The organism is Sphingorhabdus sp. Alg239-R122 (assembly GCF_900537065.1).
Taxonomy (GTDB): domain Bacteria; phylum Pseudomonadota; class Alphaproteobacteria; order Sphingomonadales; family Sphingomonadaceae; genus Alg239-R122.
In genome coordinates this window covers 70,316-96,230 of sequence record NZ_UNRC01000003.1, presented here as the reverse complement: position 1 = coordinate 96,230, position 25,915 = coordinate 70,316, and the positions used below count along the sequence as shown (strand labels likewise).

The following is a 25,915-nucleotide window of genomic DNA, read 5'->3' as shown; positions in this document are numbered from 1 at the left end:
CCGGCTTTGCAACTTATTGATACAAACGTGCGTGATGTGAAGATTATCGCGCCCAAACGCCATGGTGATGACCGCGGGTGGTTTAGCGAAACATTTCGCGACGACTGGTTCCGCGCGCATGTCGCAGATGTTACATTTGTGCAGGATAATCACAGCAAAAGCGCCGAGCTCGGCACATTGCGCGGCCTGCATTTCCAGACGCCTCCACATGGGCAGGCCAAGCTTGTGCGCTGCGTAACGGGCAGCATCTGGGACGTGGCGGTCGATATCCGTAAAGGTTCGCCCGATTATGGAAAATGGGCAGCAGCTGAACTAAGCGCTGAAAATGGACGGCAACTCTATATTCCGGTGGGGTTTGCACATGGCTTTGTCACGCTAACCGCTGACACAGAAGTCGCCTATAAAGTTACCGATTATTATGCCCCCGAATGCGATGGCGGCATTGCATGGAATGATTCCGGCATCGACCTGCCATGGCCATTGCCAGATAGCGGGCCAATACTGTCAGGCAAAGACGAAGAGCACCCTGGTCTGGCCGGGTTTGATAATCCTTTTATATTCTAAACGCTTTGCTATTACATCGCGCAATACCGGGCGATACGGATTCGCCTCCAAACCATTGAAGGCCATATGACAGAGAAAAGAAAAATTCTGCTTACCGGCGGCGCGGGCTTTATCGGTTCCGCGCTGGTGCGGCATCTTATCGAAAATACCGGGCATACGCTGCTTAACCTGGATGCGCTGACTTATGCCGGAAATCTCAGTTCACTTGACAGCGTAGCCGGCAATGACCGTTACAATTTCGCACAGGTCGATATTCGTGATGCAGAAGCAGTTGCAGAGCAGTTCAGGGCATTTCAACCTGATACAGTGATGCACCTCGCCGCCGAGAGCCATGTGGACCGCTCTATCGAAGGCCCGGCCGCATTTATCGAGACTAACCTGGTCGGCACGTTCAACATGCTGTCTGCCGCGCTCAATCACTGGCGCACGCTGGATGAAACAGGTCAGGCCGCATTCCGTTTCCACCATATCTCGACTGACGAGGTTTTTGGCGCACTGGGAGATAGCGGCTTTTTCACTGAAGAAACGGCCTATGACCCGCGCAGTCCCTATTCAGCTTCAAAGGCAGGATCTGACCACTTGGTGCAGGCATGGCACCACACTTACGGTCTGCCCGTTCTGCTTACCAACTGCTCAAACAACTACGGGCCATACCATTTCCCCGAAAAACTGATCCCGCTGATGATTATCAAATGCCTCGCGGGCGAGCCTCTCCCCGTATATGGCGATGGCAGCAACGTGCGTGACTGGCTTTATGTTGACGATCATGTCCGCGCCATGCTTGCCGTGATTGAGGGCGGAACTCCCGGTGAAAGCTATATGGTTGGCGGCAATAGCGAACAGACCAATCTGCGCGTGGTTGAGGTTATCTGCGATACGCTCGATCGCATCCGTCCGCGCGCCGATGGCAAAAGCTACCGCGAACAAATTAGCTTTGTGACCGATCGTCCCGGCCATGACTTCCGCTATGCTATTGATGCCAGCAAGCTCAAAAATGAGCTGGGCTGGGAACCATCCGAAACGTTTGAAAGCGGTATGGAGCGGACGATAGACTGGTATCTGGGCAATGAGAAATGGTGGCAGGACATTTTATCCGGCGCCTATCGCGGCGAGAGGCTTGGGCTCGATAAAGCAGGGCAGGCCTAGGCAATGCCCAATATCCTCATCACTGGCGGTACGGGGCAGGTCGGCATGGCGCTGTCGCGTATGGACTGGCCCAAGGGGAATTACCTCTACGTGCCAGGCAGCGATGAGCTGGACCTGTCTGATGAAATCGCCATACTTGATTATCTGGAAGCCAGCGCTCCCTTTGGCGCAATTATAAACTGCGCGGCCTATACCGCTGTCGACAAGGCGGAAAGCGAGCCTGATCTTGCCACCGCGATCAATGCGGATGCGCCTTTCCACCTCGCCTGCTACGCCGCAGACAATGATATCCCGTTCGTACATGTTTCGACCGATTATGTTTTTGATGGCACAAAAGATGCGCCCTATACCGAAGAAGATCCGACCGGGCCGCTAGGTGCCTATGGTGCATCCAAGCTGGCGGGCGAAGAGGCTGTAATTCGCAGCGGGGCCAAAGCCGTGATAGTGCGCACCGCCTGGGTGCTCAGCCCACAGGGGCAGAACTTTATCAAAACCATGCTGAAACTGGGGCGTGAGCGTGACGAGATAGGCGTAGTCGCGGACCAGATCGGCTGCCCAACAAGCGCCGCGGATATTGCAGAGACATTGCAGGCGATAGCGCTGCGCCTGCTCGCGCACAAGAAAGCGCCAACCGGCATCTACCATTTTGTAAATGGCGGTGAAACCAGCTGGCACGGCCTTGCCGAATATGTATTTGCGCGCGCAGCCAGAGCAGGACTGAAAACACCGAAACTGAACGCGATCACCACTGCCGATTACCCTACTGAGGCCAAGCGGCCCGCCAATTCACGGCTGAACACAGCCAAAATCGGCCATGACTTTGCTATCCAGCCCAGAAAATGGCAGGAAGCGGTTGATGACATTCTGGATATATTGATTAAGGAACGGCCATGAGAGGCATTATTCTGGCAGGCGGCTCCGGCACGCGCCTGCACCCTGCGACACTTGCGATAAACAAGCAGCTGCTGCCCATTTATGACAAGCCGATGATCTATTATCCTATGTCGGTGCTCATGCTGGCAGGCATTCGCGAAATACTGATTATTTCCTCGCCCGAATATGTGGATAATTACAAACGCCTGTTTGGTGATGGCTCACAGTTCGGTCTCGATATCCAGTACGCTGTACAGCCGAAGCCCGAAGGCCTGGCGCAGGCTTTCCTGATCGGCGAAGAGTTTTTGGCGGGCGGCCCCGCATGTCTGGTTCTTGGAGATAATATATTCTTCGGCGCGGGCTTGCAGAAGCTGCTGGGGAATGCCGCTGGCCGTAGTACCGGAGCAACAGTGTTCGGCTACCAGGTGGATGATGCCACCGCCTATGGCGTGGTTGAATTGAACGATGAAGGCCGGGCGCTCAGTATTGAGGAAAAGCCGGCCCAGCCCAAATCAGACATGGCTGTCACGGGTCTGTATTTCTACGACAGCGATGTGAGTGACCTTGCCAAGCAGGTGAAACCATCTGCCCGCGGCGAGCTGGAAATCACCGACCTTAACCGCATGTATATGGAACGCGGCGATCTGTTCGTTGAGCAGATGGGACGTGGTTATGCATGGCTCGATACTGGCACCCATGACAGCCTGCTTGAGGCGTCGGAGTTTGTGCGCACCATACAGCACCGTACCGGGCAACAGGTCGCAAGCCTTGATGAAATTGCCTATGAGCAGGGCTTTATTGACCGTGACCAGCTTATCGAACGCGGCAAATTTTTTGCCAAAACCGGCTACGGCCAATACCTGCTGAAATTGGCAAAAGCATAGCTTTACAGATTCTCAATCCCCCATTTCGCTCTGGCCTGATTACAGGAATCCGCAAAACTTGTGTCAATTTCGGCAAGAAGTGACTCATTGCCGGCTTTTTCCGACCTATCAATCAAACCACTATTCATTTGTTTGCCAAAGTCTTTCAGCTTGCGGAATATACCGGTATTGGGCAAATGCCGGGCCACCCTGCTTCCGACAATACGAAATGCACGGCTTTTTGTTACAACTGTCGGGTTCGCCTGTGACTGCGCTGTTTCCGGATATGCTGCCAGGTCTATGGCAAGAAAACTGGCAATTTTCGACAGCACTGCATTCTGATCCGCGATCAGGTCTTCCAGGCTGACGCACATGAATTTCTCCTTGCCTACCATTGCCGACCAATTGTCACACAAAGTAGCGTAATCAGTATCAGGCCATGCGTTATAAAGCATTGTCTGATCCCGTAATCGATCGTCTGGCCTGCCCCGGATGGCTTTAATAAAAGCCGGAAAATCTGAGATGAACGGGGTCGTCTTCTGATGGTATTTAGCATATTGGTACATCGAAAATAGCCGGTCAGATGGCCGCCGAACGATAATAAGAATATATGGCTTTTCAGCCAAGTCACTAACAACCTGATAGGCTGTTTTTTGATATTGATATTGTGGCGTTGCATCAATCCAGATTTTTGTACCCTGCCTTGCCTCACTGGGATAACGTGTCTGCCAGCCCTCAGTCCCATGTTTGTGAATGTCAGTTTCTCGCGGCTGCGTCTCATTTTCATCCATCAGGAATCTTACTTCCTTCTCAATACCGCTCTGCACCTGTGGATGCGCGGCCAATAGGTCATGCAGGGTAGTGGTGCCGCATTTTGCAACCCCTGGCATAATCAAGTTTGGTGTCCACGGCTGCTTACCCATTTTGTTCTCCACCTTGCCATTTTAACCCGCTTCCTAACATGCGGGCTTTGAGTATGATCCACAAAAAACGTCCATTTGTGGAAGCATAACGACGAAACATTTTGCGCGGCTCCTGCAAAAGCCGGTACGACCACTCCAACCCCGATTTCTGCATCCAGACCGGCGCACGTTTGACATGCCCGGCGAGTACGTCAACCGAACCCCCTACCCCCATGATGAAAGGTACATTCAGGGACTTTGCATAGGCCGCCAGAAACCGTTCTTTTTTCGGTGTGGGCATGGCAAGAAACAGACAGTCAGCATTGCTATCATTAATCTGCTTCACAATACCCGCCTCATCCTCCGGACCGAAGTATCCGTTGCGGCTACCTGCCATTTTCAGCCCTGGCCAGCGTGCGCTGGCATTGGAGATGGCCGTATCCAGAACTTCCTGTTTTGCGCCCAAAATAAATGGCTTATACCCTTTTTCAGCACTCAGATTCAGCATAGCGCTCATCAAATCAACCCCAGTAACGCGCGTCACATTGTTAACACCAAAAAACTTCAGCGCCCATGCGATACCCATGCCGTCAATACCTATAATGTCACCACCAGTGACATCAGCGCGCAGTTCCGCATCATCGCGCATCTTAACAAATTTCGCGACATTCAATGCCACATGCACACATTGTTCGCGCGAGATGATCGCTTGTTCCGCCTTGGCGACTGTCTTGTCGAAATCCAGAATGTCAACCGGTGTGCCAAGTAATTTAGTACGCATCAATTGTCCCTACTCGTGGCTGCATTCAGTCCGGCTATATAGCTCGCGGCTATCTGTTTTTTCTGGAAAAACGAAGCGCCCTCGCCGTGCTGCCATACCTGCAGTTCTTCCTTCAGCGCTGCATTATCCCGCACAAGTTTCTCAAACGCCTTGTTGATCGCGGCCTGGTTATTGGCCGGCACCGCTATTGCAAACCCATTGTCATCGAAATAGCCGTCAATCGCCGCATCTTCGGGATAAAGCACTGGGCACCCGGCCAAAAGCGCCTCCACAAACACCATGCCAAAACTTTCCCGGTGCGAAAGCATCGCAAGGCCAGCCGCGCGATTCATCACCTTTTGGATCTGGTCATGTGGAATAGCGCCCAATAGCCGAATGTTGGTAACACCTGATTTGGCGATCTGCCCTTCAACTTCGGCAATATGCTCCGCTTCACCGCCCCCAATGATGTGCAGTTCAAAATCCGGATTGGCAGATTGCATATGCACAGCAGCGGCGATGAGAGCTGGCAGGTTTTTAAGCCGCCAGTGCCGCAGGTGAAAAGCGCTGACAATAACGGGCTTGGTGTTGCGGGGTTCAATGATCACGTCTTGTCCGGTAATGCATGGCAGCATAACCGTAGGGGGAACCCTTTTACCGAGCACACTTTCCAGATATTTCAGTGCCCATGGCGTAAAGGGGAATATGATAGCCGCTTCGTGGAATATTTTGCGATACAATGGCCATAAATCACGCCGGACATTCAATATTGTCCGGTCACTATTGCCCTGCACCGATAGTGCAAAAGGCACCTGAAGCGCCTGTGCCACATGATAGGCAATAATGCCTTCCATACTCAGTTTATGCCCCTGTATCAGGGTCGGCTTTATCCCCCGTACCTGAATATCCCGTACAATATGTCTGGCAATGGCAGTCATAACTGATTTCAGGAATAGGCCCTTGGAGGGCGCAGTATATGTCAGACAGGCGATGCCATCCTGTCCGCTATCCACTTCGTCAATTTTCCAGCCTTTCAAGGCCGCCAGGCTAGCAGAACCCAGGGAGATATTTATCCGGTTCAGGCTGTAAATGAATTGCGCATAATCGCCGCTCGCCACATCCATAAGGTTTTTGATGGCATGCGTTTTTGCCGGAACAAATATATCCGGATAATCAGTCGAGATATGGACTATGGTCATTGGTAAAGGGCTACTCTAGCCGTTTTTGCCCTGAATTTTCTTACGAAACTTTTTATCTGATAATTTGGCTGCATCCGGGTCAGTTTCACGTAACTTACGTTCGTTCTCATCCGCGGCCACCAGTCTTCCAAATTTTTCCACTTCGATATTCTCTGCTATAATACGTGCGGGATTTCCCGCCACGGCGCAGCCATCCGGTATATCTTTGGTCACCACCGACCCAGCGCCAACTATACAGCCATTGCCAATTGTTACGCCCGGCAGAACAAGACTCTCACCGCCAATGAAACAGTTTTCACCAATGCGTGTATGCAGGTATAATCCGCGCGTAAAATCATGTGTCATAACGCGGGCATTGAATGCGATATAGCTATCTTTTCCAATATGAATTCCCGCCCTGAATGACTGGTCAATTTTTGCCGACATCGACATGCGTACCGTTGGATAGATATCCAGACCGCGTATCTTGCGCAGGTAAAATATCCTGATCCAGAGCAGAAATTCGCGAAGAAAAGCAATCCGGCGCATATTCTACCTTCTTATAGGCCGCGTGGTATTGCGCCGGTTTCGTGCAAGTGAAAGCGACAGGCCCAGCATAAAATTGAACCATGCAAGTATGGCACCCCAGAACGCCACGGTAAACATGACAATAATGATTGTGGAAAGTGCAATGGCAAGACCAACAAACACATCGCGCTGAGTTGACAATGCACTTTGCCGTGCAGCACGCGATAACAAAACAACTACCGCAATGGCGATCAGGAAATAAAGCAATGCCGGGACAAGGCCATATTTGACAGCCATTGACAGATAATGTGCATCAATGCTGTTACTGCCCCAGAACCAGGGCGGGCGTGTATAGGGTTCATACCCGATACCGAACCAGGGATTGGCCAAAACGTCATCGCTTGCATATTTCCAGATTTGAGTCCTGTACCACCCTGTGCCGGGGTTAAAGGTAAGGTATCTATATATTACTGATATAACGCCCCCCTCAGAGAACATCTGGATTAGGAACGCCATTGTCGCCGTAACAACCAATGCGAGTCTCCATCCTATATCGCGGACAATTTTCTGTAGCCAGTCATATCCAAGCAAAGCTATATTCAAGAGCATCGCCAAAAATCCTGCAGAACTCAGGGAGAAAAAGCCTAAAATCCCAAAACCGAAACCACTAAATTGGCGAATTTTATTCCGAAAGAGCATGAAAAATACCGGCAAAAATGCAGACATGAAAACACCTGCATGGATCGGATGTGAAAAGGGACCATAGGCCCTGACTAGCCCCAAACGCCTCTCAAAATTAAGATTGGACCCTACTTCTCCTGCCGCACCAAATATGGATTGCGCTGTTTGTCTGACAAAAAGAGAGCCACCAATGCTTTCACCGACAAGCAAAAGGCCTGCGATTAAAAGCCCGGGCGAAATTATGATCAGCAATCGGCGCAAACTTTCAAAATTATTCAATGAACAGCGTCCCACCAAATAGGCGAGCATCATGTCAATCGTCTGACTTCCTCCGGCTTCTATGCCAACGCTTACATCATAATTTTGCGCAAATGATACCGGTAACCAAAGTGCAGTAATCAACATCATCAAATCGATAAAACCGAATTTTATTTTTCCAGTCACAAGCTGCGTAAAAACCCAGGGAACCAAAAGGAACAGGGCAATACGATATGCGCCCATACGAAATGAACCCGCATAGAACGCTACTTCAGGCGGCAATAATGTCGCATATAAAAAGAAAGCGGCTGGCAATATCTGCACAAGACTAGCCGAACGCTGCGTCTTCCGTGTCATAGGCCTGGTAATGTCAATCGCAGCTGTTGCCAAAATCTTTTCCCATTGATCAGATCATCGCCTTAGCGGTTCGTGCTGGCGAATGAAATAGCGTCTATAACGCCATTTCCCCATCCCGTGTAAAATTATCTATGCGCCTTGATCCAGGCTCGCAGTTCGTTTTTCGTCCGCGCAATCAGGCTTGGCGGACTGTTAATCATTTTACCAAGAGCGCGCATATCCGTGTCCCGGCGAATGGAAAAACGGGGAAACGGCGCTATTCCCGTAATCTTTGCGGCACCATCGCTCGAATAAACTTCATGCACTCCGTTTTGCCTCAGGCTTTTGAGGACCCTGCCATCATATCTTCCAAAAGGCAGGCCCGCTGCAGTGATCGGTCTGCCACATATGTTAGACAAGACGCTTAGCGACTGCTCTATCTCGCGCGTCAGTTCATCATTATCAAGGTCAGGCCAGGGCTGATGGTCCATACCGTGCGTGCCAAGCGCCATCGCATCGTGATTATCTATTTCGCGTACCTGCTCCGCTGTCAGATATCCGCCCGTTCCTATTTTTCCCGCCAGCACGAAAAATATCGCGGACAGTCCCCGTTTTATTAATTCCGGATAGGCGATCAAATAATCGGAAGCATTGCCATCATCAAATGTCAGCATGACATCTTGATCGGCAGACTGCACAATATCAAGACATTCGCGAAAACGCAGCTCATCGATCCAATATGGCTCTTCGCCATCTTCATAGTCGCGCTGCACATTGCCGATGCCGTGAAAGTTCAGAATAAAGGCCATTTGGCTACCCCTTGATCTTTCGGTACAGATACTCTGCACCCTTTATGATCGCTGAATGGGGCTGCGCTGGCATTTTCTCGCAAATTACCAGATTTTCTACAAAAATCCCGCCCATACGCTTTTTGAAGCGGTGCACTGCCGGGTTGGCCTTTTCATCAACACCGCCAAGGTCATAGCGGGCCATGCCGAGTGATTTTGCATGTTCCATAACCGCCCATTGCAGGACATAGGATGCACGCAAATTGCGACCTTTATCGGTTGTTGCGCCTAGCAAATATACTGCCGTATCACCGGTGAAAGATCCAATATGGCCGCCCACCAATTCATCTCCGTTCCATGCCAGATGCACGGTAATATTGTCAGATAGCCCGGCCTGCGCCGCGACATTTTTGAAAAACTTCGCATCCTGCGGTGCTAAAAACCCTTTTTTATCAGCTAACTGCTCCAATAAAGGCGCGAAACGATCAAAATCCTCCGCTTCACTCGACCGGGTAATCCGCAGGCCTCCCCGCTCACCGCGGTTAAGATCGGTCCGCCATTTACCATTCAGTTTTTTGCGCAAGGTTTCCAAGTCGGGCGCAAGGTCGATCATGAAAGTCTGATATCCATTGCCAGCCTGCCGCGTAAAACCGGCATTTGCAAAACCCGTTTTGACCGCATCGCGCAGGGCATCTGCATATACATGCGGCTCAATACGCAGGCATAGCTTGCGTGTTTCAGAATAATATTCCGACAATTTACGCAGCACAGCGCAAAAAACAACGCCATCAAATTCGCCGCCTTTGCGCACCACCATCGGTCCATGGCTGATAAAGGCAATACCCGTCCCCACCACTGGCAGTTTTTTAATACGAACATTGGCAAGCGCCACCAGTTCATCACCATGCGTAATTTTTACATATTCGCTCACAGCGCGAATTTGCGCGGCGGCGGCGCAGGCATAGGCCGGGCATTGCCGCCAGCTTGCATCGGCAAATTCGCCAATCAGCGTATCGGCCTGCGAATCATCTACTCGCGAAAGGATAAGGCTGTTTTCAGACATTAGGGCGCGCATAGCCGATGCGGAAAGCTATTGAAATAGCGCGCTGCCTCCCATATCGGGGCTGTGAAACACATTACCGCACGATTTTAAGGGCTGGAGTATTATTTTGGAGCAGGCAGAAACAAAACTCGACCTGCCGCCCGTGTCTGCGGATATCGACCTGTCCGTCGTTATCGTCAGCTATAATACCCGGCAGATGACAATCGAATGCGTCGCCTCCGTGCTGGACCATAGAGGCGACCTGAATGTCGAGATTATCGTCGTCGATAATTGCTCTAAAGATGGCAGTGCCGCGGCTCTGCGAGAAAGCTTCCCGAATATCACGGTGATTGACAGCCCGGCCAATGGCGGGTTTGCATTTGGCAATAACATCGGATTTGAAAAGGCCAGTGGCCGCTACATATTACTGCTCAACCCCGATACACGCGTGCATCCGGGCGGTCTGGAAACGGCCATACGTTATATGGAGGAAAATGCGGATATTGGCATCATGGGACCTCTGGTGCGGTTGGATGATGGCACCCAGCAATCAAGCATGATCCGCTATCTAAGCCTGACACAATTGTTTTTCATTATTTTCATGCCCAGCCTGTGGATGCGTAAAACCAGCCTGTTTGGAGACTTGCGCTATGCCGATCTATCACGCGGCGAAATTAACAGTGTTGATGCAGTTTCTGGCTGTTTCATGCTGGCGCGCAGAAAAATATTTGAAGATATCGGCGGGCTGGACCAACGGTTTTTCATGTATGGCGAGGAAAGCGAATGGTGCCGCCGCACCACACGCGCGGGATGGGACATTCATTATAACCCGAACGTGGAAATATTGCACCACGGCGCCGCCAGCACAGCACATATGAGCGAGTGGAAAGCGGTTGAAATGACGCGCGGGCATATTTTGTTCCTGCGCTTTACACGCGGCGCATTTGCCGCATGGATCGGTACATTATTCATGCTTGCCCGCGATCTTGTGCGCCTGCCCTATTACGGATTCAAAGCTATTTTGAACGGGTTTCGCTGGGACGAAAGCGCAAAGCCTTGGCTCGCCCGCCTAAAATTTGAAATGCGCTCAATCGTGAACCTTCCCAAAGGACAGGCCATTTCCCGCCCCGCTCCTTCGGAAATTTCGTAATGAAAAAATTTGCCATATCCATCATAAGGTTCGTGGTGCATCTGGCTTTGTTTCCACTGGAGTTGATTTTACGCGCGGCGGCGCCAAAAAACAGCTCACCGCCGATATTCATCATCGGTGCACCCCGGTCGGGCACTTCTTTGCTTTATGAGCTGATGATAACCCGGTTTCACTTCAGTTATATTTCCAACCTTGCCCACCGGTTTTACCTGATGCCGCTTGCCGCGACATGGCTGGGCAAGTCGCGCATCACAGCATGGCGCGGGAATTTTACCAGCCGTTTCGGCCATATCGCGGGATGGGGCGCACCCAATGAAGGTGGCTGGGTCTGGCGGCGCTGGCTTGCCGATGGCGACTGGACCGATGGCAGTGATTTTGATGAAACGCATATCCCGGATCTGCGCGCACTGACGGGCGGGTTGGCGGGCATTATGGACGCGCCGTTTCTCAACAAAAATGTGATGCATTCCAACCGGCTCCACCTGATGCACAAAATCTGGCCCGATGCCATTTTCATCCATGTCCGCCGCGATGTGGCAAGCAATGTTCGGTCAATTGTACGTGCAGAACGCAAGGAAGGCGGCCCCGCACATGACGGCGACCATTGGTGGTCAGTGCGCCCGTCCATTGCACGAGATTACATTGGCGAGAATGACGTTGCCCGCGCCACGGCACAAGTCATCGGTGTTGATCAGGACATCAACAGGGACATTGTGGCTGTCGGCGCGCAAAAGCTATTGCGCCTGGATTATGCGCAAATATGCAATGATCCTGCGGCCACGATGGATAAAATCGCTGACTTTCTATCCAACAATGGAGTGGAGCTTGCTCCCAGGCACACAATCCCGGAAAAATTCTCTCCTCCGCCATCCCGGCATCTTGGCGAAGAGGAAGAGATGGCAATTGCAAAAACGGGTAACAATATCATCGATAGCTGATTGAAAAGTCAGAATCGTTTTGCATTTGACCGACGTGCTAACTAAGGGAGCCAGTATGAAGAATACTCCTGATACCGAATTTCGTACAACATATCACGACCACATACGTAACGATGTACTGCCGCATATACCAAAAACCGGCGGACAACTGCTGGACCTTGGCGGCGGCGTCGGCGCGACAGCGTTTGCGGCGAAGGAAATGGGGTTGGTTGACCAGGTCGGAGTTGCGGATTTGGTGGACAACACGGATTCGAAAATCGATCTCGACTTTTCATTTCAAGGCAACCTGGAAGACGCGTCTTTCATCGACCATGTTATCTCGCAAAGAGGTAAAATGGACGTGATACTTGCCCTCGATATCCTCGAACATCTTGTCGACCCATGGGCAACAGTCAAGAAATTGCATGAAAGCCTCAAACCTGGCGGTGTGCTTGTTGCGAGCATTCCGAATGTGCGCAATTACCGTGCGCTCTTCCCTCTCCTGTTCAAAAACCAGTGGACATATCGTGACGCCGGCATATTGGATCGTACGCACTTGCGTTTCTTTGTCCGCGCAACAGCCATGGAGCTTGTATCGTCATCGGGGTTGAAGGTGGAAAACACAGTCAGTTCAGCAGTTGGCGGAGGCAAGATCAAATTGTTCCGTACAATGACATTGGGTCTATTCAATAGCTTTACAGACAGACAGTATATTGTAGTTGCCAGAAATGAAGCTAGCTAAACCACGGGCTTTGCTGCTCTAGACTTCTCCAGCCTCAGCGGCTTTTAGGAAAGCGTCGATGTCAGTATTTAACAAATAAGCCATCGCATTTGAAACTCTGTCTTCTGGCCAGTCCCACCATGCGATTTCAAGCAGTTTTGCGATGGTTTTTTCATCAAATCGATATTTGATCAACTTGGCCGGATTGCCGCCTATTATCGCATAGGGTGGCACGTCTTTTACCACCAATGCGCGTGCAGCAATTACCGCGCCTGTCCCAACCGTAACGCCTGACATTATAATTGCTTCGCGGCCGATCCAGACATCATCGCCGATAACAACATCGCCTTTGCTCGCTGGATGCCCGGTAAAGGCGCTATGCCGTTCATCAACCACATTGAACGGATAGGTAGTCACCCAGTCATGCCGGTGTTCACCGCCAAGCATTACCTGAACCTCTGCCGCGAACGAGCAATATTTCCCGATGTTCAAGCCCGTCACATCGTCAAATTTGCGCACCTCCAGCCCGCCATAGCTATGCGCACCAATGTCATATTCGGGAAAGGCCTGCTGTAACAGGCGTACACCCGTCTTTTGGCCGAAGCGCCGTGCTATCTTTGCTTTCAGTTTTTTCAGCATGTCATCGAAACCTTATACGGCGCATCAGGAAAGCCGGGGCAAATTTTGCAATCAGGGGCTTCAGATCGGCGGGCATGTACCGCATCGCGGCAAATACCACAGCGAGCCCTGCTATCAAAAATGCCGCCCACCATTGCACCGAAAGGCCGGGAAGATACACGATCGCGAGTACCGAGAGGAGCACAATAAGCGCGCAATAACGCATGATTTTCGACATTTGCGGCCTCCCGTCTGAAATCCACGATAGTATGACATAGTCGATGAGGCAACGGACAGAAAAAACTGCTGCTGCGCCTAAAAGCCCATAGTGTGTAAGCCCAAAGTACATGGCAATGAGATAGAATGGCAACTGCGCGAGCAATGCCTTTGTAACAAGGTCCGGCCGACCCATCGCCTGAAGCCGCGAATACGGAATGATAGCAAAGGCATTAATCCAGTAACCCAAAAGCAATATCCAGCCTATTGGTGTCGCCTGCTCAGCAATTTCAGGCCCAACCCAAATGTTCAAAAACGGACCTATAACAAATATAAGAACGAGAACAGGCGGCGTAATGAGGAGGCTCATTATAGAGAGGCCACGGCGCGATAATTGGCGGCTCTCTTCCGCAGTAGCAGAGGCCATGCGCGGAAAGAGCGCATTACCCAGTGAACGCGGCAATAACGATATACGCTGTACGATCTCAAACGGGACGGTATAAATTGTAACCGCAACAGCCGAAATCATGGCCCCTATCAAAAACCGGTCAACGACGACGAGCAAGGGACTTATAATGGAAATTATAGTAACCCAGCCGCCATATTTCAGCAGTGCAAGCCATTGGCTCTTGTCAAAACGCGGCGTAATACCGGCGAGCAGGTTTTTATGAACGCGGGACAGGAATATCAGCAATCCGATAATTCTTGCGGCAATCGCGCCAAGTATGAGCCATTTGAGCGTCGGCCCGTAATATAGCGCAATCATCAACGGCAATAGCTGAAACAAAGAAGTGCCAATGATGGTGACGGCATTCACTTCCAGAAACTTTTCGCGCCCTTGCAATGCGCCAGACGCCACGCCCGTTAATGTGGCAACAGGAACAGCCAGCGCCAGGAATGGCACTGCCTGCATGACTTCAGGACGTAAATTCTCGTCAATTTTAAACTGCACTTCGAAAAAATAACGTGCCGCGAAATATAGGATCACTGCGCCGGCAAGACCCATGCCAATATTGACAACAACCGCAGTCCAGAAAACGTCCGACCTTTCCTCTGCACTACCATGTTTTAAGGCAGCAATACGCTGTGCAGTGGCGCGGCCAAGGCCCAGGTCGAAAAGCCCGAAATAACCCAGAATCAACCATGCGATGGCCAACGCGCCGTAACGTTCTATCCCGACAAGGTCGATATATATTGGTATTGTGAGCAATGCGAGCGCTAGCGGCACGACCGCGCCTACTATATTATACGCCGTATTTTTCCCAATGCTCAACGCCACATCCTTCTTTTGCGCCCCTTTTGTTTGTTTTTCTTCCGAGCGCAAGTGCAATCTTATATTCAGCTTTGCTTGTTTATGCACTTCCTGCAAAATTCAATACAGGAATTGCATATCGGGGAGCGCCCCACTAAGAGAGCTGAAAACTGGCCCTGAAACAAGTGATGAACGATAATATTTCTTTTCCTATCAATGATAAAAAGCGCCCTGTAATAGCGGGACGAAGCCATGCTTTCTGGGCATCGGGCTTTCTGCTTGTCATGGCACTGTTGTTGGGCGGAGGAGGGAGCCGGACGGCGCTTTTCGAAATGCTTGTGCAACTCGCCGCGATTCCGGCATTGGTGATTGGCTTGGGTAATATGCGTTCAGCCGAAAACTGGCCTACATTCAGGGGCCTTGTAATATTACTGGGTGCGGCGGCGGTGCTGGTGATAGCGCAGCTTATCCCCCTCCCTCCCGCTCTTTGGCAGACGCTTCCCGGCCGTGAACTGCTGGCTGAGGCTTCGGGATTGCTATATGAAAGCCAGCCCTGGCGACCATGGTCGATTGACCCGGAAATGACCTTGCAGAGCGGGCTCAGCCTGGTCGTGCCGCTGGGGATAGTACTGGCAGCCATGCACCTGGACGTGCAGGAAAGAAGGCTGCTGCTCATGCTCGTGCTCATTATGGTTATTGTCAATCTTGGCGCATCATTCCTGCAAGCCATATCGGGCGGAAACAGTTTCTATCTTTACCAGACGTCTCATAAAGGCCTGCCCATCGGTCTGTTTGCAAACCGCAACCATATGGCGCAACTCCTGCTGATCGCCATTTTTGTTGCCGCGGAGCTGTTTGCCACCCGGCGGTCAGGCAATTCCAATCCCGGGCAGATCATGCTGCTATCGGCGGTGGTGCTGGTACTGGCATTCGCCATATTGGCCACCAACAGCCGCACCGTCACAGCCTTGTTGCTCCCAGCGCTCATATTTGTGGCATATACACTGCTGCCAGCGCGCTTTCGTAAAAAGGCGCTGTGGATCATTGGCGGCATAGCAGCGGCTATTGCGGCCCTGATCGCGGCCATGCTGTCTACCGGGCGATTTCAGGCCATTAATACGCTGGTGGAGCGTTTCAGTCAGAATGAAGACCACCGTTTTGAATTCTGGCCCGATGCGTGGAATGCAATGTGGCAGTATATGCCTTTCGGTTCGGGTTTGGGGACATTCGACACGGCATTCAGGGCAAATGAGACACTCGCCATTGTCGGCACGCATTATGTGAACAATGCGCATAACGAATATCTGGAAATTGGCATAGAAGCGGGTATATTCGGCCTCGCCATAACAGCGGGCCTGGTATTCTGGGCCGTACGGCGTGCGTTTCAGCTGTTTCGTAGCAGCCAGAACAAAGGAACATCGGGTATGGCAGGCTATGCCATCGCGGCACTGGCCTTTATTGCGCTACATTCATTGACCGATTATCCCTTGCGCAGCCTGTCCATCATGGCTGTCGCTTCCCTGCTACTGTCCATTATCGCCGCTTCCGGCAGGCGCAAGCGGCCTGAATCACGGCATCAGGCCGTGCATGCGGCCGACCATCCTGTCGCAGCGGAACAAGGATAAAACCCTTTTGCCTTTTACAACAAACATCTTTCAGCTAGAGACTGGAATCGAGATGGACGGGACAGTTGTGTCCGGCTTACCCCGGCATAACCACGTTCATGATAACAGAGAATTTAAAAACCGGACGGGAAAAAATTAATGCAATCGCTTTCCAAACGCACAGTGATGGCACGTTGGCTTGTGATGGCCAGTGCATGCACCGCGCTAACGGCATGTTATGGCAGCCGCGATGTAGTATCCGGCAGTGTCCCACAAACTGCGAACATCCTGACAACTTCCGCGGCATCCTCCCAATCTTTCCCCGATGCCTATCCAGCCTATCAGATTGGTCCCCAGGACGAACTGAGCGTCACTGTATTCCGCGAACCTGACCTTAGCCTGCAGCAAGTCACCGTCGATACCGGCGGACGTTTTGAAATGGCACTGATCGGACAGGTGAGCGCAGTTGGCAAGACACCGCAAGAGCTGTCCAGCGAGCTGGAGCGGCGTTATGGCGAGGATTATCTGGTAAACCCGGATGTCGCCGTAAATATCCTTAAGGTGAATTCACGGCGCCTGACCGTTGAAGGCGCGCTGGAACGGCCAGGTGTCTTCTCCATGACACAGAACACCACCCTTATTGGCGCGATTGCCATGGCGGGCGGCCCTACCTCTACGGCAAAATTGAAAGAAATTGCTGTTTTCCGTAAGGTTGATGGTGAAAACTTGGTTGCCGTTTTCGATTATACAGCAATCCGCGCTGGCGAAGCAGAAAACCCGCAGATCCTGCCGGGTGATATTGTTGTCGTTGGCTTCTCCGGCTTTAAACAGGGTTTCCAGGACTTCCTGAAAACGGCCCCGCTGCTGGGTATCTTTACCCGCTTTTGATGATTTATAAGGTTTTGTAAAAATGAACGACCGTTATGCAGCCAGTGACCTGGAAGACCGCTACGACGAGGAAAGCGGTGGCTTTTCCTTTAACTTAGGTGACTTGCGTTCAATGGCATACCGCCAGCGTTACGTCGTCCTTGCCAGTGTCCTCGCGGCGCTCTTGCTGGGAATTATCGCGACTTTCCTGATGACCCCGCAATATACGGCGGGCGTGTCAGTACAAATCGAGGCGCGCAATGATACGATCGTTGAGGAAGGTGCTATTGAACGCGAACTGCGCGGCGGTGAAGTCCAGCGCTATGTACAGGGCCAGGTAGACCTCATCAAAAGCCGTAGCATGGCAACCCGGGTAGCAAATGAATTACGCCTGACCGCAAATGACAATTTCCTGGTCGCCATGAATGTGGAGCCTGCGAGCGAAGCCGGTACGGGCGATAATGTGCAGCGTATTCGCCGGGCACAGGTGATTGAGGCACTGACCAGCAATGTTCAGATCACCCTGCCATTCAATTCGAATATCGCGAATATCACTTTTACCAGTCCTGACCCGCAAACTGCGGTCAAGGTGGCAAACTCCTATGCCGAAAACCTGATCACCGGCAATATCGAGCAGCGTTTTGAAGCAACATCCTATGCGCGCGACTTCCTGGAAAAAGAAATCGCCGATACCAAGAAACGGCTGGAAGAATCTGAAAAACTGGCCATTCTCTATGCGAAAAATTCGCAGATAATCGACGCCAGCGACGGGGTTTCGACATCTTCGGATGAAGCGGCGCCACGCTCGATTACAACTGCGAATCTTGTGCAGATGAACAATGATGTCGCAGCCGCCAAGACAAACAGGATTCTGGCTGAGGAAAAATGGAAACAAGCGCAGCGTACCCCGTTAATGAGTATGCCAGAAGTTCTCGGCAACTCCACAATTCAGGCATTGCAGAATGAACGTGCACAAAAAGAGGCGGAACTGCGCGAACTAACCGAACGCTATAAGCCTGGCCATCCTGTCATGCAGGATAAATCCACGCAGATGGCATCGATTGACAGCCAGATCCGCAACCTGGCCCAGGATATTCGCAATTCAATCCGTGATGCCTATGAAGTCGCACGGCGGCAGGAAGCATCACTCAGCCAGAGTCTGGGTGGCCTGAAAGATGCCACGCTGGCAGAACAGAACAAGCGTATTGAGCTGAACCTGCTTAGCCGTGAGGTTGACACCAATCGCACACTCTACCAGTCGCTGCTGGAACGCTATAAACAAGTCAGCACGAATGCAGATGCCGCGACCAACAATATTTCGATAATCGACACAGCGGAAGATGCCCGTAAAGTGTCTCCGCGGCCATTCATCAACATCCTGCTCTCCTTGTTTGCAGGCCTCGCTCTGGGCGCACTGCTTGCCTTCCTGCGTGAGACATTTGATGACTCGGTGCGTTCACCTGATGACGTCAAGCGCAAGCTTGGCCTGCCGTTGCTGGGCACTACACCGCTTTATGATACGGACATGACAATCATCGAGGCACTGGGCGACCGCAAGTCGGCAATCGCAGAGGCCTATGCCTCCGTCCGTTCCTCGCTTGATTTCAGCACTGCCGATGGTGCGCCTTCATCCATGCTGATGACCAGTAGCCAGCCGGCCGAGGGTAAAAGTACCAGCGCGATAGCAATTGCAGAAAGCTTTGGCCGTGCGGGCAAACGCGTGCTGCTTATCGATGCCGACCTTCGCATTCCATCGCTGCATGGCTATCTTGGCCTGCACAATAATGGCGGCTTTGTATCGGTATTGACAGGAAACAGCTCGCTGGAACGCGAAGTCCAGAATCCTGAAGGCGTCAGTTTCCAGTTCCTGTCCTGCGGTCCTATTCCGCCAGATCCGGCCGAGCTTATGGTCACCGGTACGATCCGTCGTTTCATGGAGCAGCATAAGGACCAGTTTGATGTTATCCTGATCGACGGACCGCCTGTGATGGGCCTTGCCGACAGCCCACAAATCGCACGCGCAGTCGACGGTGCCATTTTGGTGGTGGAAGCTGGCAAGGTGCATGGCGGCCAAACCAAGACAGCCATGCGCCGTCTGGGCGATGCAAACGCCAATATATTGGGCGTATTGCTCACCAAATTTGACGCTAGCAGCACCGGCTATGGCAATTATTATGGTTATGATTACACTTATGGTCGTACGAAGGCAGAGGGCAAGTAGCTTTCTTCCGGTTCCGGAAAAACCAGACAGGCCAGCAAGATGATAAGCAGTATAGTCAGGATATTGGCAGGTACCGCAATTGCAGCAGCGGTTATCAGCACCGGCCTGTCCGAAGCCGCCACCAATGGCAATCAATATATGACGGCCATTACTATCCCGGGTGACAGCGGCGAATCTCTGGCTCGCCTGTCATCTGATGCCTATGCCGCCGGTGAAAAGAAAATAGCCCGTGACCTGGCCCTGAAAGCACTGGGTAAATCGCTTGCCCATGTCGAAGCGCTACGCACGGTGGGCATAACTGATTTCGAAGCAGGTAAGGAAGAAACTGGACTTCGCCTCGTGAAAATCAGCGGTGAAATGAGCTGGCGCGACAGCGCAGGACAGGCATGGTTGCTACAGCAAGCCTTGCTTGGTGAAGATTATGGAACCGCCATTAAACACACCGATGCCTTGTTGCGGCGGCGCAAGGTGCAGGAGGAGATTTTCAGCATCTTCAACCTCGCGGGGCAGGAACCAAAACTTTCCGAGCCGCTCAAAGCGCAATTTGCCAATATGCCGAACTGGCGTGAAAATTTCTTTGCAACGCGCAAAAATACGCCTGCTAAGCAATATGATGGTTTTGAAGGTCTGGTCCGCGCACTAAAGGACAGCCCTGCACCTGCGACACGGCGGGAAATGACACCTTATGTCAACCTGCTTATCAGCAAGGGCCAGGAAAGCAGGGCACTCAGCCTGTGGACGGAATTTTTCCCAGAAGACGGCATCGCCGTAGAGTCGGGCAAAATGGCGCGTCTAAGTTGGCCCACAGGCGAACGTGTTGACAAGCCACTGCCCTTTGACTGGCGCCTCAGCACAGGCCGCTCAATATTTGCCTCTGTCGAAGAGGACGGAAATGGCAATCCCATGACACTCGACCTGGAGCTTGATCGCCGCGCCATTGGCGATCTTACATGGCGCAACCTACGCATTGCCTCTGGCACGGCGCGTCTGACCGCCGATGTGGATGGCGGCGCACTGCGTGATATGCATGACATGCGCTGGTCTTTGACATGCCTGGGCACCGAAGGCAACAAGCAGTATTTCCGCTCCAATGGCCCTGCGCAAAATGGCTGGACGATTCCTGTCTCGGGCACGTGCAGCGCCTATCGGCTGGCTCTCGAAACTCCTTTAGGCGGCGTGTCTAGCGCAAAACGTCTGCGCATCGGCGCGATCACGCTAAGCGTTGACTAACTGAATCGGCGCGCCGGCTGCCTACGGTCTTACCGTGACATCTGCAATAACGGGATGGTGATCCGCCCCCGCACTGGCCTGACCGGTAAATGCATTATGCACCTTCAGATCATTGCGTACGAAAATATGATCGATGCGGGCAAATGCGCCTAAAATGCCGCTGCGGCGGCCGCGTGCCGGAAAGCTGCTACCCTGCCCCAGCCCGGCGCTGGCCTGTGCATTTTGCATGATTGCATCCATAAGCACATAGCTGTCGTTCCATTGTGTGGCATTATAGTCGCCAACAACAAAATGCGGTTTTTCTTCGCGTGCGGAATTTCTCAAAGCGACAGAAAAAGCCCTGTTTTCTGCAGGGCGCGCATAGTTTTTAGGCGCGCGAATTGTCCATATGGCAAGCGGATTGCCCTTGTAACTAATCTGCGCTTTGAGGACGGAGTCCAACTCTTCGCCGGTGCTATATTCTACCGGTCCGCGCGCAAATATGGACAGCGGGCCTTTTGACACGCTCTGCCACTTCATTCCGCTCGCCTTTTCCAGCGCGCTTGACAGTTGCGCGAAATCCGACACTTCCTGTACCGCGATAATATCAGCATCATAGCTGGCAAGCCGCTCGGCAGCAGCCTCCATCTGCCGATTACGGCCGCGCAGTGATGCACTGACGACGCGTATGCTTCCGGCCTCTTTCGCGGCTTCGCCCGCCGACATGTTATATCCATTGCCATGGGACAGGACGCCCAGTGCAAGAACAGCCCCCAGCCCAGCCCAAATAAAGTCGCGACGAACCGCCATGATCACAGCCGCCAGCAACCCCATCAGGCCATATATGAATGCACCCGAATGGATAAAGCCCAGATAGCGCAAGCTATCGCCAATGGCGAACCAGCTGAGCAGCCATAGGGCAAGACCGATCACCGCAAGACGCGGGATCCAGTGCAAGTAAAAACCGGGCCTCCGCCATAAAGGCTGCCCGGCATGTGAAACACGGCCTGCTCTATCCATAACCATTTCCTGCCCACGCTTTGCCATAGGCCTGTACCGGCCTGTTCGCGCGCCTAGCCAATTGAGGTTGCACTGACAAGGCTTTCTTCATATAGCGGCGACCATATATTCCCGCCTTTTCAAACATGATGAGACCCTGTCTTGACTTATAAGATACTTACTATTTTCGGAACACGGCCTGAAGCTATCAAGCTATTCCCTGTTTTGCATGCATTTGCAAATACCGAAGGATTTGAACCCGTTACATGCGTAACAGCGCAGCACCGCGAAATTTTGGATCAAGTCCTGGAAATTGGTGGAGTCACGCCGCAATATGACCTTGACGTGATGCGTCCAGACCAGTCGCTCGATGCGCTGACAGCGCGCCTGCTCACTGGAATTGGTGAGGTCATGGATGAAGTAAAGCCAGATCGCGTGATAGTACAGGGCGACACTGCTACCGCGATGGTGGGGGCGCTGGCCGCTTATTATCGCAAGATACCTGTCGGGCATGTTGAGGCAGGACTGCGTAGTTACAATATCTACCACCCCTGGCCCGAAGAAGTGAACCGCAAGATTATCGGCAATATAGCCGACCTCCATTTTGCACCTACCGAAACATCTGCCGAGGCGCTGCGCAAGGAAGCGGTCAACCCGGACCATGTCCATATTACCGGCAATACCGTTATTGACGCTCTGCACTGGGTAACACAGCGGATTGAGGCAGAGCCGCAACTGGCATCCGGTCTGGACGAATTAAAATCACGTTTTGCGGGCAAACGTATCATCGGCGTCACCAGCCACCGGCGCGAAAACTTTGGCGGTGGCTTGGAAAATATTGCGGCCGCCGTGGCGGATATCGCCGCGCGTGATGATGTTGCCATCATCTTCCCAGTGCACCCAAACCCCAACGTTCGTGCAGTCATGGATGAGGCCTTGGCGGGACTGGATAATGTCGCGATGATCGAACCGCTGGATTACCCGCATTTCGTGCATTTGCTGTCGCTCGCAGACATTATGCTGACCGATAGCGGCGGTGTGCAGGAAGAAGCCCCTGCGCTCGGCAAGCCTGTGCTAGTTATGCGCGAGACGACTGAGCGCCCCGAAGGCGTTGCCGCAGGTACCGCCAAGTTGGTCGGGACAGATCGCGCCAAAATCGTATCGGAAACTTTCATATTACTCGATGATGCGGATGCCTATGCCGCCATGGCCAAGGCGCATAATCCATTTGGTGACGGCACGTCTGCCGCAAAAATCGCAGGAATTATCAAAAATGCAATCTGACACTCTTCCCAATGTCACTATGGTTGGGCTCGGCTATATCGGCCTGCCCACTGCTGCTGTTATCGCGCAATCCGGTTGCAATGTGCTGGGCCTCGACGTGAAACAGGACGTGGTTGACACCATCAATCGCGGTGAAATCCATATTGAGGAACATGATCTTGACGTGCTGGTCCGTGACATGGTTGCCTGCGGCCGCCTGTCCGCCTCGATGGAACCGCGCGCAAGTGATGTATTCCTTATCGCCGTGCCCACACCGTTTGTTGGCGACCATGTGCCTGATATCACTTATGTACTGGACGCAGCAAAACGTATCGCGCCTGTACTCAAGAAAGGTGATCTGGTCATACTGGAATCGACTTCACCAATTGGCACGACAGATAAAATGGCAGCATTGCTGGCCGAAGAACGCCCTGATCTGAAAATTGCCAAGGCTGGTGATGGCGATATGGATGTACATGTCGCCTATTGCCCCGAACGCGTATTGCCCGGGCAAATCATCGCCGAGCTTGTCTCAAACGACCGTTCAATCGGCGGCATTACACCGCATTGCGCCGAAAAAGCACGTGGATTTTACCAGATTTTCGTGAAGGGCGAGTGTATTGAAACCACAGCCGCCACTGCGGAAATGGTGAAACTGGTCGAAAATGCCTCGCGCGATGTCAGCATTGCCTTTGCCAATGAACTCTCGCTGATTGCTGATAAGATGGACCTGAATGTATGGGATGTCATTGAGCTGGCCAACCGGCATCCGCGCGTGAACATATTGCAACCCGGCCCGGGCGTGGGCGGCCATTGCATTGCGGTTGATCCGTGGTTCCTGGTTGACAGTGCGCCCGATGAAACGCCCCTGATCGCGACAGCGCGCCGCGTAAATGACGGCAAATCCGATTATGTCATTGGCCGCGTAGAGGCCATGGCTGATGCGCACCCTGATGCAAAAATCGCCTGTCTTGGCCTGTCTTTCAAAGCCAATATCGACGATTTCCGCGAAAGCCCGGCATTGAAAGTCGCACAGGCTATAGCTGCAAAATACGGCGAACGCGTCCAGATTGTCGAACCCTATGCCAGTGAATTGCCGCACCAGTTTGATGGGTCCGCTGCCAGGCTGGTGGACATAGACACGGCGATGCAAGATTGTGACATTGTCATCCTCCTGGTGGACCATAAGGCTTTTGCTGATATGGATAAGACCAAACTGGAGGGTAAAGAGGTGTATGACACACGCGGACAATGGCGGCACCTTGCATAAAGCGGGCATTTTGATCCCGCCGGGGCTATACAGGCTTCATGGCTGATCCGATATTGATAACGGGCGCCGCCGGTTTTATCGGCCACGCGCTGACAAAGGCATTGCTGGCGCGCGGCGACAGCGTGGTTGGTATCGACAATCTCAATGACTATTATGATCCGCAGCTGAAACAGGCGCGACTGGATGATATTGCCAGTATCGCAGGCGGTAATTTTCGCTTTCACAAAGTCGATTTTGCTGATCATCAGGCACTTGATACGGCACTTAAAGGTCATAATTTCAGCCATATCGCACACCTGGGCGCGCAGGCCGGGGTGCGCTATTCGATTGACAATCCCCGGGCCTATGCACAGTCCAACCTGGTTGGGCATCTCAATATCCTTGAGCTAGCGCGTGCGCGTAATGCGACGCACCTGGTCTATGCTTCCTCCTCATCGGTTTACGGCCATGCGGATAGCCTGCCGCTCAGCGTCGAAGACCGTGTCGATCATCCCGTATCGCTTTATGCCGCCACCAAAAAAGCCGATGAACTAATGAGCGAAACCTATGCGCATCTTTACGGCATACCGATGACGGGTTTGCGCTTTTTTACGGTCTACGGGCCATGGGGCCGCCCGGACATGGCGCTTTGGAAATTCACCAAGGCCATCTTGGCGGGCGAGCCTATCGACATATATAATAACGGCGATATGCGCCGCGATTTCACTTACATTGGCGACATTATCAACGGTGTTGTCGCTGCGCTCGACAATCCGCCCGCCGATAATGGAAAGCCCAAGCCGGGCGGCAGCATCAGCGCGCACACAATTTACAATATCGGTAATAATAAGCCTGAAAAGCTGGGTAATATGATCTCTGCGGTTGAACGGGCATCTGGAATGCAGGCGCAGAAAAACTATCTGCCCATGCAGGCGGGTGATGTGTACGAAACCTATGCCGATATCAGCGCAATTGCAGATAATCTGGGCTATGCGCCCACAACGGGTATCGACACCGGCATCCCGGAATTTGTAAACTGGTACCGCAAATATCACGGCATTTAAGCTGCCAGTCTTGCACTCATATGCGGCGCAACCCATATCCGTTTTCATGAGCAATAACGAACAAAGCTCCATGCCCACATGGCATGGCACCACGATTATCGGCGTCCGCAAAAATGGCAAAGCTGTCATTGCGGGCGATGGCCAGGTTTCCATGGGCCAGACCGTGATGAAACCCAATGCGCGAAAAGTGCGCCAATTGCACGATGGTTCCGTAATCGGCGGGTTTGCAGGTGCCACGGCAGATGCCTTCACGCTGTTTGAACGGCTGGAAGGCAAGCTGGAACGGCACAATGGGCAACTGATGCGCGCTGCGGTTGAACTGGCCAAGGACTGGCGCACCGATAAATATCTGCGTAACCTGGAAGCGATGATGATCGTTGCGGATAAAGAAGTGACGCTGATCCTGACCGGCAATGGTGATGTGCTGGAACCGGTCGATGGCATTGCTGCCATCGGCTCTGGCGGCAATTACGCGCTGGCGGCTGCGCGCGCACTGATGGAATATGAAAAAGATGCCGAAAAAATCGCGCGCAAGGCGATGGGCATTGCCGCCGATGTGTGCGTCTACACCAATGACCAGCTGACCGTCGAAGTGATGGATGCCAAAGACTAAGCCTGTAGATATTAGCCGTTCTGGCGAGAAAGA

General features: G+C 52.5%; 24 protein-coding genes and 1 pseudogene. 15 read left to right on the top strand and 10 right to left on the bottom strand.

Annotation, left to right across the window (positions count from 1 at the left end; genetic code table 11):
* Nucleotides 1-6: 6 nt before the first annotated feature.
* The 4 genes from rfbC (at nucleotide 7) to rfbA (ending at nucleotide 3,467) form a co-directional block, all read left to right on the top strand.
* A complete protein-coding gene (rfbC, locus tag G6Q15_RS04360) occupies nucleotides 7-564 on the top strand; it encodes a dTDP-4-dehydrorhamnose 3,5-epimerase (RefSeq protein WP_164116060.1) in 558 nt (185 codons plus the stop codon).
* A 66-nt stretch (nucleotides 565-630) separates the two neighbouring features.
* Nucleotides 631-1,710 carry a dTDP-glucose 4,6-dehydratase gene (rfbB, locus tag G6Q15_RS04355; protein WP_164116058.1) on the top strand — a complete coding sequence of 360 codons (1,080 nt, stop codon included), beginning with the start codon at nucleotides 631-633 and terminating at the stop codon, nucleotides 1,708-1,710.
* A gap of 3 nt (nucleotides 1,711-1,713) precedes the next feature.
* The gene (rfbD, locus tag G6Q15_RS04350; RefSeq protein WP_164116056.1) at nucleotides 1,714-2,604 is read left to right on the top strand and encodes a dTDP-4-dehydrorhamnose reductase; all 891 of its coding nucleotides are present in this window, start codon (nucleotides 1,714-1,716) and stop codon (nucleotides 2,602-2,604) included.
* A complete protein-coding gene (gene rfbA / locus G6Q15_RS04345; RefSeq protein WP_164116054.1) occupies nucleotides 2,601-3,467 on the top strand; it encodes a glucose-1-phosphate thymidylyltransferase RfbA in 867 nt (288 codons plus the stop codon). The genes rfbD and rfbA overlap by 4 nt, the downstream gene beginning before the upstream one ends.
* Nucleotides 3,468-3,469: 2 nt before the next feature.
* Here rfbA and G6Q15_RS04340 read toward each other — a convergent pair whose 3' ends face one another.
* From G6Q15_RS04340 to G6Q15_RS04310, 7 genes are all read right to left on the bottom strand, one after another.
* On the bottom strand, nucleotides 3,470-4,369 hold the full coding sequence (locus G6Q15_RS04340; protein ID WP_164116052.1) for a sulfotransferase domain-containing protein: 900 nt from the start codon (nucleotides 4,367-4,369) through the stop codon (nucleotides 3,470-3,472).
* On the bottom strand, nucleotides 4,362-5,129 hold the full coding sequence (locus G6Q15_RS04335) for a WecB/TagA/CpsF family glycosyltransferase (RefSeq protein WP_164116050.1): 768 nt from the start codon (nucleotides 5,127-5,129) through the stop codon (nucleotides 4,362-4,364). The genes G6Q15_RS04340 and G6Q15_RS04335 overlap by 8 nt, the downstream gene beginning before the upstream one ends.
* A complete protein-coding gene (locus G6Q15_RS04330; RefSeq protein WP_164116048.1) occupies nucleotides 5,129-6,307 on the bottom strand; it encodes a glycosyltransferase in 1,179 nt (392 codons plus the stop codon). The genes G6Q15_RS04335 and G6Q15_RS04330 overlap by 1 nt, the downstream gene beginning before the upstream one ends.
* Nucleotides 6,308-6,322: 15 nt before the next feature.
* Entirely contained in the window at nucleotides 6,323-6,835 is a 513-nt protein-coding gene (locus G6Q15_RS12275) for an acyltransferase (protein WP_164116046.1), read from the bottom strand.
* A gap of 3 nt (nucleotides 6,836-6,838) precedes the next feature.
* Nucleotides 6,839-8,110, bottom strand: a complete 1,272-nt coding sequence (locus tag G6Q15_RS04320) for an O-antigen ligase family protein (RefSeq protein ID WP_164116044.1) — start codon at nucleotides 8,108-8,110, stop codon at nucleotides 6,839-6,841.
* Between the two features lie 125 nt (nucleotides 8,111-8,235).
* Complete coding sequence (locus G6Q15_RS04315; protein WP_164116042.1) at nucleotides 8,236-8,898, bottom strand: polysaccharide deacetylase family protein; 663 nt, start codon at nucleotides 8,896-8,898, stop codon at nucleotides 8,236-8,238.
* Nucleotides 8,899-8,902: 4 nt separating this feature from the next.
* Nucleotides 8,903-9,940 (bottom strand): peptidoglycan bridge formation glycyltransferase FemA/FemB family protein, encoded by a 1,038-nt coding sequence (locus G6Q15_RS04310; protein WP_164116040.1) that lies wholly within the window; start codon nucleotides 9,938-9,940, stop codon nucleotides 8,903-8,905.
* Nucleotides 9,941-10,046: 106 nt separating this feature from the next.
* On the opposite strand from G6Q15_RS04310, the gene G6Q15_RS04305 reads away from it, so the two are divergent.
* Genes G6Q15_RS04305 through G6Q15_RS04295 form a run of 3 tightly spaced genes read left to right on the top strand, consistent with a single transcriptional unit; the run spans nucleotide 10,047 to nucleotide 12,728 of the window.
* Nucleotides 10,047-11,069 (top strand): glycosyltransferase family 2 protein, encoded by a 1,023-nt coding sequence (locus G6Q15_RS04305; RefSeq protein WP_164116038.1) that lies wholly within the window; start codon nucleotides 10,047-10,049, stop codon nucleotides 11,067-11,069.
* Nucleotides 11,069-12,007, top strand: a complete 939-nt coding sequence (locus tag G6Q15_RS04300) for a sulfotransferase (RefSeq protein ID WP_164116036.1) — start codon at nucleotides 11,069-11,071, stop codon at nucleotides 12,005-12,007. Before G6Q15_RS04305 ends, G6Q15_RS04300 begins: the two co-directional genes overlap by 1 nt.
* A gap of 55 nt (nucleotides 12,008-12,062) precedes the next feature.
* Nucleotides 12,063-12,728 (top strand): methyltransferase domain-containing protein, encoded by a 666-nt coding sequence (locus G6Q15_RS04295; protein WP_164116034.1) that lies wholly within the window; start codon nucleotides 12,063-12,065, stop codon nucleotides 12,726-12,728.
* 102 nt (nucleotides 12,729-12,830) lie between these two features.
* Here G6Q15_RS04295 and G6Q15_RS12310 read toward each other — a convergent pair.
* A pseudogene (locus G6Q15_RS12310) lies at nucleotides 12,831-13,139 on the bottom strand (CatB-related O-acetyltransferase); the annotation flags it as partial.
* A gap of 208 nt (nucleotides 13,140-13,347) precedes the next feature.
* Nucleotides 13,348-14,814, bottom strand: a complete 1,467-nt coding sequence (locus G6Q15_RS04285; protein ID WP_164116031.1) for a flippase — start codon at nucleotides 14,812-14,814, stop codon at nucleotides 13,348-13,350.
* A 167-nt stretch (nucleotides 14,815-14,981) separates the two neighbouring features.
* Between G6Q15_RS04285 and G6Q15_RS04280 the strand changes: the two genes are divergently transcribed.
* From G6Q15_RS04280 to G6Q15_RS04265, 4 genes are all read left to right on the top strand, one after another.
* Nucleotides 14,982-16,418 carry an O-antigen ligase family protein gene (locus tag G6Q15_RS04280; protein ID WP_164116029.1) on the top strand — a complete coding sequence of 479 codons (1,437 nt, stop codon included), beginning with the start codon at nucleotides 14,982-14,984 and terminating at the stop codon, nucleotides 16,416-16,418.
* Between the two features lie 138 nt (nucleotides 16,419-16,556).
* Nucleotides 16,557-17,285, top strand: coding sequence for a polysaccharide biosynthesis/export family protein (locus G6Q15_RS04275; RefSeq protein WP_164116026.1), 729 nt, complete (start codon nucleotides 16,557-16,559; stop codon nucleotides 17,283-17,285).
* Between the two features lie 22 nt (nucleotides 17,286-17,307).
* Entirely contained in the window at nucleotides 17,308-19,485 is a 2,178-nt protein-coding gene (locus G6Q15_RS04270; protein WP_164116024.1) for a polysaccharide biosynthesis tyrosine autokinase, read from the top strand.
* 39 nt (nucleotides 19,486-19,524) lie between these two features.
* A complete protein-coding gene (locus G6Q15_RS04265; protein WP_164116022.1) occupies nucleotides 19,525-20,715 on the top strand; it encodes a hypothetical protein in 1,191 nt (396 codons plus the stop codon).
* A gap of 21 nt (nucleotides 20,716-20,736) precedes the next feature.
* Here G6Q15_RS04265 and G6Q15_RS04260 read toward each other — a convergent pair whose 3' ends face one another.
* Nucleotides 20,737-21,714, bottom strand: a complete 978-nt coding sequence (locus G6Q15_RS04260; RefSeq protein WP_164116020.1) for an endonuclease/exonuclease/phosphatase family protein — start codon at nucleotides 21,712-21,714, stop codon at nucleotides 20,737-20,739.
* Between the two features lie 141 nt (nucleotides 21,715-21,855).
* On the opposite strand from G6Q15_RS04260, the gene wecB reads away from it, so the two are divergent.
* The 4 genes from wecB to hslV are packed head-to-tail and all read left to right on the top strand — an operon-like array spanning nucleotide 21,856 to nucleotide 25,882.
* Nucleotides 21,856-22,977, top strand: coding sequence for a UDP-N-acetylglucosamine 2-epimerase (non-hydrolyzing) (gene wecB, locus G6Q15_RS04255; protein WP_164116018.1), 1,122 nt, complete (start codon nucleotides 21,856-21,858; stop codon nucleotides 22,975-22,977).
* Nucleotides 22,967-24,226, top strand: coding sequence for a UDP-N-acetyl-D-mannosamine dehydrogenase (gene wecC / locus G6Q15_RS04250; protein WP_164116016.1), 1,260 nt, complete (start codon nucleotides 22,967-22,969; stop codon nucleotides 24,224-24,226). The genes wecB and wecC overlap by 11 nt, the downstream gene beginning before the upstream one ends.
* A gap of 38 nt (nucleotides 24,227-24,264) precedes the next feature.
* Nucleotides 24,265-25,269 carry an NAD-dependent epimerase/dehydratase family protein gene (locus tag G6Q15_RS04245; RefSeq protein WP_164116014.1) on the top strand — a complete coding sequence of 335 codons (1,005 nt, stop codon included), beginning with the start codon at nucleotides 24,265-24,267 and terminating at the stop codon, nucleotides 25,267-25,269.
* 46 nt (nucleotides 25,270-25,315) lie between these two features.
* A complete protein-coding gene (gene hslV / locus G6Q15_RS04240) occupies nucleotides 25,316-25,882 on the top strand; it encodes an ATP-dependent protease subunit HslV (RefSeq protein ID WP_164116012.1) in 567 nt (188 codons plus the stop codon).
* Nucleotides 25,883-25,915 lie beyond the last annotated feature (33 nt).

Excerpts from the sequence above, each read along its gene's own strand:
- rfbB (WP_164116058.1), top strand. The coding sequence starts at position 631 with ATGACAGAGAAAAGAAAAATTCTGCTTACCGGCGGCGCGGGCTTTATC.
- rfbD (WP_164116056.1), top strand. The coding sequence starts at position 1,714 with ATGCCCAATATCCTCATCACTGGCGGTACGGGGCAGGTCGGCATGGCG.
- rfbA (WP_164116054.1), top strand. The coding sequence starts at position 2,601 with ATGAGAGGCATTATTCTGGCAGGCGGCTCCGGCACGCGCCTGCACCCT.
- G6Q15_RS04340 (WP_164116052.1), bottom strand. The coding sequence starts at position 4,369 with ATGGGTAAGCAGCCGTGGACACCAAACTTGATTATGCCAGGGGTTGCA.
- G6Q15_RS04335 (WP_164116050.1), bottom strand. The coding sequence starts at position 5,129 with ATGCGTACTAAATTACTTGGCACACCGGTTGACATTCTGGATTTCGAC.
- G6Q15_RS04330 (WP_164116048.1), bottom strand. The coding sequence starts at position 6,307 with ATGACCATAGTCCATATCTCGACTGATTATCCGGATATATTTGTTCCG.
- G6Q15_RS12275 (WP_164116046.1), bottom strand. The coding sequence starts at position 6,835 with ATGCGCCGGATTGCTTTTCTTCGCGAATTTCTGCTCTGGATCAGGATA.
- G6Q15_RS04320 (WP_164116044.1), bottom strand. The coding sequence starts at position 8,110 with ATGACACGGAAGACGCAGCGTTCGGCTAGTCTTGTGCAGATATTGCCA.
- G6Q15_RS04315 (WP_164116042.1), bottom strand. The coding sequence starts at position 8,898 with ATGGCCTTTATTCTGAACTTTCACGGCATCGGCAATGTGCAGCGCGAC.
- G6Q15_RS04310 (WP_164116040.1), bottom strand. The coding sequence starts at position 9,940 with ATGTCTGAAAACAGCCTTATCCTTTCGCGAGTAGATGATTCGCAGGCC.
- G6Q15_RS04300 (WP_164116036.1), top strand. The coding sequence starts at position 11,069 with ATGAAAAAATTTGCCATATCCATCATAAGGTTCGTGGTGCATCTGGCT.
- G6Q15_RS04295 (WP_164116034.1), top strand. The coding sequence starts at position 12,063 with ATGAAGAATACTCCTGATACCGAATTTCGTACAACATATCACGACCAC.
- G6Q15_RS04280 (WP_164116029.1), top strand. The coding sequence starts at position 14,982 with ATGAACGATAATATTTCTTTTCCTATCAATGATAAAAAGCGCCCTGTA.
- G6Q15_RS04275 (WP_164116026.1), top strand. The coding sequence starts at position 16,557 with ATGCAATCGCTTTCCAAACGCACAGTGATGGCACGTTGGCTTGTGATG.
- G6Q15_RS04270 (WP_164116024.1), top strand. The coding sequence starts at position 17,308 with ATGAACGACCGTTATGCAGCCAGTGACCTGGAAGACCGCTACGACGAG.
- G6Q15_RS04265 (WP_164116022.1), top strand. The coding sequence starts at position 19,525 with ATGATAAGCAGTATAGTCAGGATATTGGCAGGTACCGCAATTGCAGCA.
- G6Q15_RS04260 (WP_164116020.1), bottom strand. The coding sequence starts at position 21,714 with ATGGATAGAGCAGGCCGTGTTTCACATGCCGGGCAGCCTTTATGGCGG.
- wecC (WP_164116016.1), top strand. The coding sequence starts at position 22,967 with ATGCAATCTGACACTCTTCCCAATGTCACTATGGTTGGGCTCGGCTAT.
- G6Q15_RS04245 (WP_164116014.1), top strand. The coding sequence starts at position 24,265 with ATGGCTGATCCGATATTGATAACGGGCGCCGCCGGTTTTATCGGCCAC.
- hslV (WP_164116012.1), top strand. The coding sequence starts at position 25,316 with ATGAGCAATAACGAACAAAGCTCCATGCCCACATGGCATGGCACCACG.